This is a genomic window from Comamonas sp. E6 (assembly GCF_001010305.1).
Lineage (GTDB): Bacteria > Pseudomonadota > Gammaproteobacteria > Burkholderiales > Burkholderiaceae_C > Comamonas > Comamonas thiooxydans.
This window is the reverse complement of record NZ_BBXH01000004.1, coordinates 1-13,720: the sequence shown is the minus strand read 5'-3', so window position 1 is coordinate 13,720 and position 13,720 is coordinate 1. Positions and strand designations below refer to the sequence as shown.

Sequence of the window (13,720 nt, the reverse complement as noted above, 5' to 3'; positions counted from 1 at the left end):
CTGCGCCATGCATTACCCATGTAGTTTCACTTTCCATGTCTGAACCGATCACATGGATGCCGGATGGCACCCCCTACAACACCCGATTTGGTGATCGCTATCACAGCGAGCTGGGCGGCCTTGACCAGGCCCGCCAGGTTTTTCTCGGTGGCTGCGATCTTCCAGCTGCCTGGGCCGATGCAGCGCAGTGGCGCATTCTGGAAACCGGCTTTGGCTTCGGTCTGAATTTCCTGGTCACCTGGGCGGCATGGAAAGCCGACCCCAGACGCCCGCGCATTCTGCATTTTGTCTCGGTGGAGGCCTACCCTGTCTCGCGCGAGGATCTGCTCGCGTTTTTACCGGCCGATGGGGAACTGCGCCCGCTTGGCGAACAACTGGCCGAGCAATGGTGGGGACTGCTGCCCGGCGTGCATCGCCTTTCCTTTGATGACGGCCAGGTGCTGCTGACGCTCCATATAGGCGATGCCAGGACCATGCTGCGCAAGCAGCAGATGACGGCTGACAGCGTATATCTGGATGGCTTCTCTCCTCAACTCAACCCCGAGATGTGGGATGAAGATGCCATGAAGAACATCGCCCGCCATTGCCGCCGTGGCACGCAGCTTGCCACTTGGTGCGTGGCCGGCCATGTGCGCCAAGCGCTCAAGGCTCAGGGTTTTGACGTCAAGAAGCGCGTTGGCGTGCCGCCCAAGCGCCATAACCTGCATGCAGCCTACAACCCGGCCTGGGAGCCGCGCCATCGCCCTGACGGCCTGCCTGCGCCCGTGGGCCAGGCCGGCCGCTGCCTGGTGCTGGGTGCTGGCCTGGCTGGTGCCGCCGCTGCCGCCAGCCTGGCAAGACGCGGCTGGGAAGTGACGGTGCTGGATGCGGCGGCCGAGCCTGCGGCAGGAGCTTCAGGCCTGCCAGCCGGCTTGTTTTGCCCGCATATTTCGCCCGATGACAGTGTTCTGTCGCACCTGTCCAGAAGCGGCGTACGCACAACGCTACAAAATCTGCAGCAACTGAGCCAAGCGCAAAAGTTGCATCCAGCCCAGGACTGGGCCCATGGCGGCGTGCTGGAGCATGACCTGAACGAGCCCTCTCATCTGCCCAGGTCATGGCTGCAACCCGGCAGCGAGACATTCCCCTGGGGTCAGCACTGGAGTACGCCTGCGCTGCCGGCTCAGCTGGCTGCGGCAAAGCTGCCTGCAGACAGCCACGCCGTCTGGCATGAGCAGGCTGGCTGGGTACGCCCCGCACAACTGGTGCGCGCGCTGCTGCAAGCCCCCGGGATTCATTGGCAGGGCCATGCCCGAGCTTCACGGCTGGTGCACGATGAAGTGCGCAACATCTGGCAAGTGCTGGATGCCCGGGGCCAGACCCTGGCCCAAGCCCCCATGCTGGTGCTGGCCCTGGGCCCGGACACCAAGCCCTTGTTGCAAGCCAGCGGCCTGGCAGCAGGGGAGTGGGAGCTGCAAGCCATACGCGGCCAGGTCAGCGTGGCCGAGCATGATGCCGGGACGCTGGCGGCCATGCCGCCCTTCCCCGTCAACGGTCATGGCAACCTGGTGCCGGACTTTCCCTCGGCCAACCAGGCCGGCGCACACCAGTGGATCATGGGATCGACCTTCGAGCGCGATGTGACCGAGCTGCCGCCCACCGCTGCCGACCAGCAGGCCGCCCATGCCAGCAATGGCGAAAAACTGGGCGCTTTGCTGCCCGGGTGCAGGCAGACGCTGAGCTCCTTCTTCGATGCGGACCAGCGGCCCGCCACCTGGGCGCGCCTGCGTTGCGCGGCCTATGACCGTCTGCCGCTGGCAGGTCCCGCCGGGCAGTCAGCCACCGATCTACCGGGCCTGTGGGTGCTGACGGGGCTAGGCTCACGCGGGCTGACGCTGTCCATGCTTTGCGGCGAACTGCTGGCGGCACGCCTGCATGGAGAGCCGCTGCCGCTGGATGCCAGGCTGGCTCAGGCCCTGGGTACGCAGCGCCTGTGGAGCCGCGCCCTGCAACATCCCAGGTAAGCCACTCGCAAAAAAAGCACACAGCGCTTACGGAGAAGCGCTGTGTGCCGTTTCAGGCCTGATTCCGAAGCCGGGTTTATTCGCTGCTTAACGATGCCACGGTGACCAGGGGCTCCAGTTTGGTCGCCAGCACCTTGTCCAGCGTCTTGCCGTCCATGTCCACGACTTCAAAGCGCCAGTCTTCCCACTCCACCACGTCGGCTTCGGTAGGCACGCGGCCCAGCAGCAGCATGATCATGCCGCTCAAGGTGTGATAGCGGCCGCGCTCTTCCTCGGGCACGGTATGCAGGCTCAGGCGGTCCTTGAGTTCGGGCACGGGAATATGGCCGTCCAGCAGCCAACTGCCGTCTTCGCGCTGCACGGCCCAGCTGGTTTCGGGATCACGCGGCTGGAATTCGCCGGTAATCGCCTCGATCAGGTCCTGCAGCGTGACAATGCCCTGCACCTCGCCGTACTCGTCGATCACAAAGGCCATATGCAGATCGGAGGTACGGAAGTTGTCCAGCAACTCCATACCGGTAATGGTCTCGGGTACATAGAGGGCAGCCTGCAGAGGCTGGTCCTTGAGCGCCTGCTTGCCCTTGTTGCGCACGGCCTGCGTCAGCCACTGGCGGGCATTGAGCACGCCCACGATATTGTTCATATCGCCACGCACGACCGGGAAGCGCGCGTGGTCGGCCTGTTCGACACGGGCCAGGGTCTCTTCCAGGCTCTCGTCGATATCGAGACAGATGACATCGCTGCGCGGCACCATCAGCGAGCCGATCTGGCGATCGTCCAGACGGAACACATTGCGCACCATGGTGTGCTCCTGCGACTCGATCACGCCGGCCGTGTGGCCTTCCACCAAAATGGCCTGGATTTCCTCTTCGGTCACCACGCTGCCATTGCTTTCCTTGACGCCCAGGACCTTTAGCAGGCCGCGCGTCGATGCCGACAGCAACCAGACAAAGGGTTTGGTGGCCAGGGCCAGAAAGTTGATGGGACGCGAGATCAGGCGCGCCAGGGCCTCGGGATGGGTCTGGCCCAGGCGCTTGGGAACCAGCTCGCCCACGACGATGGAGAAGTAGGTGATCAGCACCACCACCAGGCCGGTGGAGAGGTAGTCGGCATATTTCTGGGTCATGCCCAGGGTGATCAGCCAGTTCTCCAGCGGGCCGGCCAGAGCCGCCTCGCCGACGATGCCGTTGAGCACGCCGATGGAGGTGATACCGATCTGGATGGTGGAGAGGAAACGCGTCGGGTCCTCACCCAATTTAATAGCAGCTGCCGCGCCGCTGTCGCCCTCATCCACCAGTTTCTGCATGCGGGTTTTGCGGGCGGTGACCAGCGCAATTTCCGACATGGCGAAGACGCCGTTCAGACAGATGAGAGCGAAAAGTATGGCTATTTCCATAGTCAGGCACCCGCTTTCAATCCAGGCGCCTCAATCATTGAACAAGCCTTGATTCTAGAGAATGCCCGGCACAGGGGCGCTCACAAAATGCAAGCGCGCAGAAAGGAAATTGGTTCAGGTGCTCCGTACGAGCGTTCTGGCAGCCCTTCACATATTCATTCAGATATATATGAAGCACTAAATAATCGTTTGTTTTTATATAAAGCCTCTCTACAGTTCTGACCAACGATCAAAGTGCAATGCCACCCGAGGCAAGGCATCCGCTCCACGGAAGAACTGAAGACATGTATCAATACACCGATTTCGACAAAGCGTTCGTCAAGCAACGCGCCGACCAGTTCCGTGACCAGCTCCAACGCTGGCAGGCAGGCAAGCTCACGGAAGACGACTTCCGCCCGCTGCGTCTGCAAAACGGCTGGTATGTGCAGCGCTACGCCCCCATGCTGCGCGTGGCCGTGCCCTACGGCGAAATCAACTCGGCCCAGATCCGCGTGCTGGCCAAGGTGGCCCGTGAGTACGACGAGCCCGAGGCCGAAGTCTTCAAACAAGCTCTGGAAGGCCAGGGCAAGCTGGGCACGACCTATCTGCCCAAGAACTGCGCCCACTTCACCACCCGCACCAATGTGCAGTTCAACTGGATTCCTCTGAGCAAGTCCGCCGACGTGATGGATCTGCTGGCCTCCGTGAACCTGCACGGCATCCAGACCAGCGGCAACTGCATCCGCAACACCACCACCGATGCGCTGGCCGGTATCGCACCCGACGAGATCATCGACCCCCGCCCCTACGCAGAAATCCTGCGTCAGTGGACCACGCTGCACCCCGAGTTCGCGTTTCTGCCACGCAAGTTCAAGATCGCCATCACCGGCGCCAGCGAGGACCGCGCCGCCACGGGCTGGCATGACGTGGGCCTGCACATGGTCAAGAACGAAGCCGGCGAGATCGGCTTCAAGGTCTTCGTGGGCGGCGGCATGGGCCGCACGCCCGTGATCGGCACCGTGATCCGCGAGTTCCTGCCCTGGAACCAGATCATGAATTACATCGAGGCCATCGTCCGCGTCTACAACGAGCTGGGCCGCCGCGACAACAAGTACAAGGCCCGTATCAAGATACTGGTCAAGGCCGAAGGCCAGGCCTATATCGACGCCGTGGAAGAGGAATTCCGCCAGATCGTCGAAGTGGACGGTGGCCCTCACACCGTGCCCCAGGCCGAGTTCGATCGCGTGGCCGCCATGTTCACCACGCCCGCTCTGCCCGTGGTGGCCGATGCCGCAGGCGATGAGCAGGCCCTGATTGCCCAGACCGCCAAGGAACCCGCTTTTGCACGCTGGATTGCCCGCAACGTCCACGCCCACCGCGTGGCCGGTTTGCGCGCCGTGACTCTGTCCTTCAAGCGTGTCGGCCAAGCCCCCGGCGATGCGCAAAGCGAACAGCTCGACGCACTGGCTCATCTGGTGGACAAGTTCTCTGCCGGCGAAGCCCGCGTGACGCACGACCAGAACGTGATGCTGCCCTGGGTGCAGGTCGGCCAGCTGCATGCACTGTGGACCGAGGCCAAGGCCCTGGGTCTGGCCAGCACCAATGTGGCGCTGCTCACCGACATGATCGCCTGCCCCGGCGGCGACTTCTGCGCGCTGGCCAATGCCCGCAGCCTGCCGATTGCCGACGCCATCACGGCCCGCTACCAGGATCTGGACGAACTGGACGACATCGGCGAAATCGATCTGCATATCAGCGGTTGCATCAACAGCTGCGGCCACCACCACAGCGGCCATATCGGCATTCTGGGCGTGGATAAGGACGGCAAGGAGTGGTATCAGGTCACGCTGGGCGGCTCCGACGGCTCGACCCTGTCCGGCCAGGCCGTGGCCGGCAAGGTCATCGGCCCCTCGTTCAGCGCAGCCGAAGTGCCCGATGTGATCGAAGCCGTGCTGAGCACCTATCGCGACCTGCGCCAGCCCGGCGAGCACTTCATCGACGCCGTGCGCCGCATCGGCCTGGATCCCTTCAAGGAGGCCGGCAAGGCAGCCCGCCACCCTGTGGAAGCCGAAGAAGAAGCGCTGGCCTGAAGCCATAAGAACAAGGATAGAGTCATGAAAATTCTGGCAAGCAACGAATACCAGGCCCCCACCGAAAGCTCCGGCAATGTGCTGGTGCTGGCCAACGATGTGAACGCCCTCGAGGTGAATCTGGACGGCATCGCACAGGTGGATCTGTATTTCCCCAACTTTACCGATGGCCGTGCCTTCAGCCAGGCCTATCTGCTGCGACGCCGTCTGAAGTTTGCAGGCGACATCCGTGCCACCGGCGATGTGCTGATCGACCAGCTGGTTCAGATGGAGCGCACGGGCTTCAGCAGCGCCGTGCTGCGCGAAGGCGTGGACGCCGCCGATGCCCAGCGCCAGTTCGAGCGCTTTGGCGGTTTTTACCAAGCCGATGCCGTGCACACACAACCCCATTTCGTAGAGGTGCAAGCATGAGCCAGCTCGCCCCCGTAAGCACCCTCGACCTGGATCTGGCACAAATCAATGCCGAACTGGGCCGCGACGCCCAGGCGCTGGTGAACTGGGCCGTGGGCCTGGATCAGCCCACCATAGTCACCACCAACTTCCGCCCCTTCGAGGCGGTGATCCTGCACATGGTCACGCGCGCCAACCCCGAAGTGCCTGTGGTCTGGATGGACAACGGCTACAACACCGAAGCCACCTATCGGTTTGCCGATGCGGTGACCAAGCAGCTTGGGCTCAACCTCAAGATCTACCTGCCGCTGCGCTCACGTGCCCACCGCGAAGCCGTGGAAGGAGCCACGCCGGCGCTGGACGATCCGCGCCATGCGGCCTTCACAGAAGAAGTGAAGCTGGAGCCCTTTGCCCGCGCCCTGCGCGAAACCGCACCCAAGGTCTGGTTCACCGCCCTGCGCGCCACCGACACCGCCGTGCGAGCACAGATGGAGCCCGTCAGCATCAATCCCGACGGACTGATCAAGGTTGCGCCGCTGCTGCACTGGTCGTCCAAGGAGCTGTACGAATACTGCGAAAAGCACGGCCTGCCCAACAACTTTGACTATGTGGACCCGACCAAGGGTGAAGACAACCGCGAATGCGGCCTGCATATATCTCACTAACCCCTTGAGCCGCTTTGCGGCTCCCCCTTTCTCGCCGTGCGGAAGGGGGACGACAGCATCGCGGCAGGGCGGCCCTTGCTCGCAAGCCTCTTGTTCAGGTTGCGCCAGCTTTTAGGTCTTGCTTAATAAAAAGATAGCTGCTAGCCAAATATCCATAGGCGCTACAGCATTATTTGATTGGATAAAAAATGAACGCTCGTGTGGATACTTCCGTGTTGAGCCATCTCAGCAACCGCCACCTGGATGCACTGGAAGAAGAAACCATTTTCATCCTGCGCGAAGTGGCCGCCACCTTTGAACGCCCCACCCTGCTGTTTTCGGGCGGCAAGGATTCGCTGGTCATGCTGCGCTGCGCCGAAAAGGCCTTCGGCGCAGGCCGCATTCCCTATCCCTTGCTGATGATCGACACCGGCCACAACTTCCCCGAAGTGACCGATTTCCGCGACCAGCGAGCCAAGGAACTGGGCGCCGAGCTGATCGTGCGCAGCGTGGAAGACTCCATGGCACGCGGCACCGTGCGTCTGGCACACCCCGGCGAATCGCGCAATGTGCACCAGTCGGTGACGCTGCTGGAGGCGATTGACGAGTTCCGCTTCGACGCCCTGATCGGCGGCGCGCGCCGCGACGAGGAAAAGGCCCGCGCCAAGGAGCGCATCTTCAGCCACCGCGACAGCTTCGGCCAGTGGCAGCCCAAGGCCCAGCGCCCCGAACTGTGGACGCTGTTCAACACCCGCATTGCACAGGGCGAGCATTTCCGCGTCTTCCCCATCAGCAACTGGACCGAGCTGGACGTGTGGCAGTACATCGCCCGTGAAAACATCGCCCTGCCATCGATCTACTACACCCACAAGCGCGATGTGGTGGAACGCAAGGGCCTGCTGGTGCCCGTGACCGAACTGACCCCGCCGCGTGACGGCGAGGAAGTCGTGCAGCGCGATGTGCGCTTCCGTACCGTGGGCGACATCACCTGCACCTGCCCCGTGGAAAGCACGGCAGCAACGGCCGAGGACATCGTGATCGAAACCCTGGCTGCCGAGGTCAGCGAACGGGGTGCGACGCGCATGGACGACAAGACCAGCGAAGCGTCCATGGAAAAGCGCAAGAAAGACGGGTACTTCTAAGGCATCCCCTGAGGCGCTACGCGCCTTCCCCTTCTCTCGAGCTTCGCTCCGGAAGGGGACGACACCCTCGGTGCGCGGCGGCGCTTCCTCGGTGTCTCTGAGTTGGGACATGTCGGTTTTTAGAAAGAATGCGATGACTGAGACTATTAATTCCGTAGCCGCTAGCGCAAACCCATCAAGCGCTTCAGGCCAATTTGATGCACATAACAGCAGCGCGCTGCGCTTTATCACCTGCGGCTCGGTCGATGACGGCAAGAGCACGCTGATCGGTCGCCTGCTGGTGGACACCCGCGCCGTGCTGCAGGATCAGCTGGCCGGCGTCACCAAGTCCGGCGAAACGGATCTGGCACTGCTGACCGACGGCCTGGCCGCCGAGCGCGAGCAAGGCATCACGATCGATGTGGCCTACCGCTACTTCGCCACCGAGTCGCGCAAGTTCATCATTGGCGACGCTCCCGGTCACGAGCAGTACACACGCAATATGGTGACGGCAGCATCGAGCGCCGATGCCGCCGTGGTGCTGGTCGATGCCACCAAGCTGGACTGGAAGAATGCCGATCTGGAGCTCCTGCCCCAGACCCGCCGCCACAGCCTGCTGGCCCATCTGCTGCGCGTGAATTCGCTGGTGTTTGCCGTCAACAAGCTCGACGCCGTGCAGGACCCGGCCCTGGCCTTTGCCCATATCAGCGCCGCGCTGCAGAAGTTCACAGCCTCCGCAGACATCAAGATCACGGCCACCGTGCCCGTGTCCGCGCTCAAGGGCTACAACGTGGTCAACAGCACCGACGGCTGGGCCGGCTACCACGGCCCCAGCCTGCTGCAACTGCTGGAACAACTGCCCAACACGCCCACCGACAGCGATCTGGCGCTGGCCTTCCCCGTGCAGTGGGTGGAGAAATTCTCTTCTTCGTCCGACACCAGCCAGGGCCGCCGCGTGTTCTGGGGCCGTGTCGCCACGGGCGTGGCCCGGGTCGGTGCCCAGGTGCAGATTCTGCCCAGCGGCCAGCTCGCGACCGTGGCCCAGGTCATAGACCACGCCCGCGCGCCCAAGGAAGTGGCTGCCGGCCTGTCCGCCGGCATCACGCTGGACCGCGAGGTCGATGTCTCGCGCGGCGACTGGATCATTGCCGCTCCCGTGCAAGCCGAAGTTGCCGAGGATGATTTTGATGCTCCTGCTGCCGCAAGCCCCTGGCCCAGCAGCCGCGAGATCACCGCCACCGTGGCCTGGATGGACACCGAACCCCTGGTGCCTGGTCGCGTTTACTGGGCGCTGCATGGCCATCGCTGGGTCAAGGCCAAGGCACGCCGCTTGGTGCACCGCCTCAATATCAATACACTGGACAAGGAAGACGCGCAGCAGCTCGAGGCCAATGCCATCGGCCAGGTGGAGCTGGTGCTGCAAGAAGCCATTCCGGCCGCACCTTTCACCCAAGCCCGCCAGCTGGGCTCGCTGATTCTGGTGGACACCGCCAGCAATGCAACGGCCGGTGCTGCGCTGGTGAACTGAAGCCAATGAAGACAGGGCCGCAACCGCGATCTGGCCGCCAAACCAGATCTCCATACGGCCTTATCCAGCCAGGCACTGGCGCTGCGCGGGAAAAAACCTAAAATCACGGGGTTTTACCAATCCCCACCCAAGAAGAAGATTCTCAATGACTCACGTCGTTACCGAAAACTGCATCAAGTGCAAGTACACCGATTGCGTGGACGTTTGCCCCGTGGACTGCTTCCGTGAAGGCCCCAACTTTCTGGTGATCGATCCCGATGAGTGCATCGACTGTGCCGTCTGCATTCCCGAGTGCCCGGCCAATGCCATCTTTGCCGAAGAAGATGTGCCTGCAGATCAACTGGCCTTCATCAAGCTGAACGTGGATCTGTCCCAGCTCAAGAGCTGGAAGAGCATCACCAAGCGCAAGGCTTCGCTGCCCGACGCCGACGAGTGGAATGGCAAGCCGAACAAAGTGGATTTGCTGGAGCGCTAAGCCGGTCAGGGCGCGGACTGCGCTACGCTTGCCTGCATGAGCCTGTCCAACGCAACGACCAACGCTTCCCTCTCGCTACAACCCGCCGTGGAAACCGACGCCATCATCATTGGCGCAGGTCCGGCGGGTTTGTTTCAGGCCTTCCAGCTTGGCCTGCAGGGCATTCAAGCCCATTTGATCGATGCCCTGCCCCATGTGGGCGGCCAGTGCAGCCAGCTCTACGCGCACAAGCCCATCTACGACATTCCCGGCATTCCCGTCTGCACGGGCCTGGAGCTGGTGCAACTGCTGGAAAAGCAGATCGCGCCCATGCAGGTGACCCGCCATCTGTCCCAGCAAGTACAGACCCTGCAAGCCCTCGACGACGGACGCTGGCAGGTCGGAACCACGGCAGGCGCAATGTTCCACACCCGTACCGTCTTCATCGCCGCAGGCGTCGGCGCGTTCGTGCCCAAGGCCCTCAAGGCGCCAGGAGTGGATGAGCTCGGCACGGGTCAGCTGCACTATCACCCGCAGCAGCTGGATATGACTGCAGGCCGCCAGGCGCTGGTCTATGGCGGCGATGAGGAAGCCGTAGCAGCAGCCATTGACTGCAGTTCAAGCGCGGCCAGAACCGTTCTCATGCACCGCCGTGACAGCTTCAATGCCGAGCCAGCGCAACTGACCCGGCTGCAGCAGTTGCGCGAGTCTGGCGCTGTCGAAGTGATGATCGGCCAGATCACCGAGGTGCGGCACGGCGATGGCCTACTGGAGTCCGTGCAATGGATGGACGGTGAGGGCAATGAACATCTGCAGCCTGTCGAACAGTTGCTGGTCTACCAGGGCATTTCACCCAAGCTAGGCCCTTTGACGGACTGGGGACTGGCACTGGAGCGCAAGCAACTGGCCGTGGATCCGGCAACGCTTGCCACCAGCGCCCCGGGGATTTATGCCATTGGCGACATCGTCAGCTACAGCGGCAAGAAACGGCTGATCCTTTGCGCCTTCCACGAGGCCACCATGGCCGCGTTCGCGGCAGCCGAATACCTGCAAGGCAGCAAGCCTTTGCTGGAATACACGACGACCAGCGCTCGCCTGCATGCCATCTTGGGCGTGTCCCACTGAAAAGCCGCCAGTGTCCTGCCTCGGACTCCTTGGAGTCCGCAGCTTCTGAGGCTGGCATAAAAAAACCGCTATCCCTCGGGATAGCGGTGTAAATCACGACGGGGTCAGACCCCACCGCGCGCACTTTGATCTCGGCTCAATGGCCATGTGCCGGCTTGACCGGAATGATGGGCACTTCCTTGCCTTCCTTGTCGTAGACCTTGCCACCTTCGACGCGGTCCCCATCGGCCAGGGCTTCCAGCACATGCTGGCTCAGGGCGCGGCCATAGCCGGCTTCAAAGACAGAAGGCTGATCGGAATTGCCTTGTTTGAAGTGGTTGTAGAGCAGGTTCAGGGTCACGGCAACCAGGGCCGTTGCGCTGATGCCCGAGTGGAAGATCGTGGCAAACCATGCAGGGAACTGGTCATAGAACTTGGGAGCCACCACCGGCAGCAGGCCCGCGCTCACCGAGGTGGCAACAATGATCAGATTCATATTGTTGTTGTATTCCACCTTGGCCAGGGTACGGATGCCGCTGGCAGCCACGGTACCGAACAGCACCAGACCGGCACCGCCCAGCACGGAGGGAGGCACGCAGGCCACGATGCGGCCCATCACCGGCAACACACCAAACACGATCAGGATCAGGCCGGAGAAAGCCACCACGAAGCGGCTCTTGATTCCGGTCACAGCCACCAGGCCCACGTTCTGTGCAAAAGCGCTTTGCGTGAAGCCGCCGAAGATGGGGGCCACGATGCTGGAGAGCATGTCGGCGCGCAGACCATCACCCAGACGGCGACCGTCCACGGGGCTGTCCACGATTTCGCCCACGGCCAGCACGTCGGCCGAGGTTTCCACCAGGATCACCAGAATCACGATGAACATGGAGATGGTGGCCGCCATGTCGAAAGTGGGCCAGCCGAAGTGCAAAGGCGTAGGCACCGCAAAAATGGGGCCGTTGAACACCTGCGAGAAATCGGCCTTGCCAATGAAGACGGCCGTGATGGTACCCACCACGATCGCCACCAGAATCGACAGGCGCGACAGCATGGCATTGCCCAGCTTGCTGAACAGCAGCACCATGAACAGCGACAGACCGGCCAGACCGATATTGCCCATGCTGCCGTAATCAGCAGACTTGGCATTGCCGCCCATGGCCCAATGCGCAGCCACAGGCATCAGCGACATGCCGATCACCGTGATCACGCAGCCATTGACCAGCGGCGGAAAGAACTTGGTGATGCGCGAAAAAACCGGCGCAATGATCAGGCCCAGTACCGAGGCGTACATGACAGCTCCCAGCACGCCCTGCATGCCGCCCCCGGTGTGCAGAATGCTGACCATGGTGGCCACGCCTGCGAATGAAACACCTTGAACCAGAGGCAGACGGCAGCCGAAGAAAGGGATGCCCAGGGTCTGCAGCAAGGTTGCCACACCACCCATGAACAGGCAGGCGGTCACCAGCAGACCGGCATCGGCAGCGGACATGCCAGCCGCTTCAGCGACGATCAGAGGCACCGCCACGATGCCGCCGTACATGGTCAACACATGTTGCAAGCCATACATGAGGTTGGCTGTGACGCCAAGATTCTCATCTTCGGGGCGCTTGACGGCCGCATCCCTGGATGCTCCGGTCTGATCGTTCATCTTTGTCTCCTAAATTACCTACTCACCAAGGCTCTAGAGGCCTTTCGCTCTGTCCGGTCGACTTGCAGCATCTCTTTCGGCAGCGATCTTTTCCGATCACCCCGGCGAGGCCTTGTGCTGCAGCCAGTCGCTCTTCTTCGAGAGCGATCCGACCTATAGAAAAGAGCAAACCACTCTTTCATTCACCCAAGTCAGTCTTTCAATCTCCCTTGATTGCAGGACATCCGCCGGACGGACTATTCCATTACGCAATCAAAGCCATACCCAGAAGGGCATGAGTCGAGACTGTACGTTGCCAGGACACCAAAATTGTCTACAGTTTTGTATACAAAGTGCTGACCAGAACCTTTCCAAAGCAAAAAAGCACACTCATTGGCTGCGATCGGGCACTGGAAATTGACGCAGATCATGCCCAGCAAGGCATTCATGCCCTCTATAAAGAACAAAAGGATGCAAGACACATTCCCAGTTGTGTCTTGCATCCGGCAGAGAAGAGAAAAGAGAGATCTGGAGCGCTTGTCAGTGCGCCGCTCAGTCTTCCTCGGCCTGAGCGATGCCGGGAAACAGCACATCGGTAAAACCGAAACGGCTGAAATCGCGCACCCTCATCGGATAGAGCTTGCCCCAGAGGTGGTCGCACTCATGCTGGACCACGCGCGCGTGAAAGCCCTCCACCGTGCGGTCAATCGGGTCGCCGTAGATATCAAAGCCGGTGTAGCGCACCTTGTTCCAGCGTGGCACCATGGCTCGCAGACCTGGAACAGACAGACAGCCTTCCCAATCCAGCTGCTCCTCTTCACCGATGGGTGTGATGACTGGATTGATCAGCACGGTACGGGGCACTATGGGGGCATCCGGATAACGGGGATTGGGCTCACCCGAGCCAAACACCACCATCTGCAAATCCTCGCCGATCTGCGGCGCCGCCAAGCCGGCACCGTTGGCAGCATGCATGGTGTCCAGCAAATCCTTAAGAAGCAGATGCAGCGCATCCGTATCAAATTCAGTCACCGGCTTGGCAAGCCTCAGCAGACGGGGATCACCCATCTTCAAAATGGTACGTACAGTCATATATCAATACGGCGTGCAGCAACCACCGGGCCACCGCACTGTTCAATCATCAAAAGCATAGCGCCGCCGCCAATCCACGTGAACGATGCGGCCTGTTCAGGTATCAGGCACAGAGAATTTAATGAAATTGTGATGAACTTCCTGCGAGCTCATTTTTACACCCTATAATCTAGGTCTTCTTCCTCAATAGCTCAGTCGGTAGAGCGCCGGACTGTTAATCCGTAGGTCCCTGGTTCGAGCCCAGGTTGAGGAGCCAAGAATTTCGATGCTTTGCGGATATCAAAGCATCACG

General features: G+C 61.6%; 11 protein-coding genes and 1 tRNA gene. 9 read left to right on the top strand and 3 right to left on the bottom strand.

Annotated features, from left to right (window positions below; translation table 11 throughout):
* The first annotated feature begins 56 nt into the window (after positions 1-56).
* Complete coding sequence (gene mnmC / locus CSE6_RS00990) at positions 57-2,003, top strand: FAD-dependent 5-carboxymethylaminomethyl-2-thiouridine(34) oxidoreductase MnmC (RefSeq protein WP_083994661.1); 1,947 nt, start codon at positions 57-59, stop codon at positions 2,001-2,003.
* A 76-nt stretch (positions 2,004-2,079) separates the two neighbouring features.
* Here mnmC and CSE6_RS00985 read toward each other — a convergent pair whose 3' ends face one another.
* Entirely contained in the window at positions 2,080-3,399 is a 1,320-nt protein-coding gene (locus CSE6_RS00985) for a hemolysin family protein (protein ID WP_034358682.1), read from the bottom strand.
* Positions 3,400-3,683: 284 nt separating this feature from the next.
* Here CSE6_RS00985 and CSE6_RS00980 point away from each other — a divergent pair, with 284 nt between their 5' ends.
* The 7 genes from CSE6_RS00980 to CSE6_RS00950 all read left to right on the top strand — a co-directional run bounded on the left by CSE6_RS00980 (position 3,684) and on the right by CSE6_RS00950 (position 10,730).
* Positions 3,684-5,468 carry a nitrite/sulfite reductase gene (locus CSE6_RS00980; RefSeq protein ID WP_034396172.1) on the top strand — a complete coding sequence of 595 codons (1,785 nt, stop codon included), beginning with the start codon at positions 3,684-3,686 and terminating at the stop codon, positions 5,466-5,468.
* 24 nt (positions 5,469-5,492) lie between these two features.
* Positions 5,493-5,879 (top strand): DUF934 domain-containing protein, encoded by a 387-nt coding sequence (locus tag CSE6_RS00975; RefSeq protein WP_059439705.1) that lies wholly within the window; start codon positions 5,493-5,495, stop codon positions 5,877-5,879.
* Positions 5,876-6,523 (top strand): phosphoadenosine phosphosulfate reductase family protein, encoded by a 648-nt coding sequence (locus tag CSE6_RS00970; protein WP_059439704.1) that lies wholly within the window; start codon positions 5,876-5,878, stop codon positions 6,521-6,523. Before CSE6_RS00975 ends, CSE6_RS00970 begins: the two co-directional genes overlap by 4 nt.
* Before the next feature lie 188 nt (positions 6,524-6,711).
* The gene (cysD, locus tag CSE6_RS00965) at positions 6,712-7,644 is read left to right on the top strand and encodes a sulfate adenylyltransferase subunit CysD (RefSeq protein ID WP_003080167.1); all 933 of its coding nucleotides are present in this window, start codon (positions 6,712-6,714) and stop codon (positions 7,642-7,644) included.
* Positions 7,645-7,777: 133 nt separating this feature from the next.
* A complete protein-coding gene (locus CSE6_RS00960) occupies positions 7,778-9,151 on the top strand; it encodes a sulfate adenylyltransferase subunit 1 (protein WP_034379301.1) in 1,374 nt (457 codons plus the stop codon).
* 145 nt (positions 9,152-9,296) lie between these two features.
* Positions 9,297-9,626: a ferredoxin FdxA gene (fdxA, locus tag CSE6_RS00955; RefSeq protein ID WP_003053491.1), complete on the top strand. Its 330-nt coding sequence runs from the start codon at positions 9,297-9,299 to the stop codon at positions 9,624-9,626.
* A 36-nt stretch (positions 9,627-9,662) separates the two neighbouring features.
* Positions 9,663-10,730 (top strand): NAD(P)/FAD-dependent oxidoreductase, encoded by a 1,068-nt coding sequence (locus tag CSE6_RS00950; RefSeq protein WP_045840602.1) that lies wholly within the window; start codon positions 9,663-9,665, stop codon positions 10,728-10,730.
* A 136-nt stretch (positions 10,731-10,866) separates the two neighbouring features.
* Here the strand turns inward: CSE6_RS00950 and CSE6_RS00945 are convergent, their stop codons facing one another.
* A complete protein-coding gene (locus tag CSE6_RS00945) occupies positions 10,867-12,357 on the bottom strand; it encodes a nucleobase:cation symporter-2 family protein (protein ID WP_003069706.1) in 1,491 nt (496 codons plus the stop codon).
* A gap of 531 nt (positions 12,358-12,888) precedes the next feature.
* Positions 12,889-13,428, bottom strand: coding sequence for a peptide deformylase (gene def, locus CSE6_RS00940; protein WP_034358695.1), 540 nt, complete (start codon positions 13,426-13,428; stop codon positions 12,889-12,891).
* 180 nt (positions 13,429-13,608) lie between these two features.
* Here def and CSE6_RS00935 point away from each other — a divergent pair.
* Positions 13,609-13,684, top strand: a tRNA-Asn gene (locus CSE6_RS00935).
* Positions 13,685-13,720 lie beyond the last annotated feature (36 nt).

Coding starts and splice junctions, on each gene's coding strand:
- mnmC (WP_083994661.1), top strand. CDS start 57: ATGCCGGATGGCACCCCCTACAACACCCGATTTGGTGATCGCTATCAC.
- CSE6_RS00985 (WP_034358682.1), bottom strand. CDS start 3,399: ATGGAAATAGCCATACTTTTCGCTCTCATCTGTCTGAACGGCGTCTTC.
- CSE6_RS00980 (WP_034396172.1), top strand. CDS start 3,684: ATGTATCAATACACCGATTTCGACAAAGCGTTCGTCAAGCAACGCGCC.
- CSE6_RS00975 (WP_059439705.1), top strand. CDS start 5,493: ATGAAAATTCTGGCAAGCAACGAATACCAGGCCCCCACCGAAAGCTCC.
- CSE6_RS00970 (WP_059439704.1), top strand. CDS start 5,876: ATGAGCCAGCTCGCCCCCGTAAGCACCCTCGACCTGGATCTGGCACAA.
- cysD (WP_003080167.1), top strand. CDS start 6,712: ATGAACGCTCGTGTGGATACTTCCGTGTTGAGCCATCTCAGCAACCGC.
- CSE6_RS00960 (WP_034379301.1), top strand. CDS start 7,778: ATGACTGAGACTATTAATTCCGTAGCCGCTAGCGCAAACCCATCAAGC.
- fdxA (WP_003053491.1), top strand. CDS start 9,297: ATGACTCACGTCGTTACCGAAAACTGCATCAAGTGCAAGTACACCGAT.
- CSE6_RS00950 (WP_045840602.1), top strand. CDS start 9,663: ATGAGCCTGTCCAACGCAACGACCAACGCTTCCCTCTCGCTACAACCC.
- CSE6_RS00945 (WP_003069706.1), bottom strand. CDS start 12,357: ATGAACGATCAGACCGGAGCATCCAGGGATGCGGCCGTCAAGCGCCCC.
- def (WP_034358695.1), bottom strand. CDS start 13,428: ATGACTGTACGTACCATTTTGAAGATGGGTGATCCCCGTCTGCTGAGG.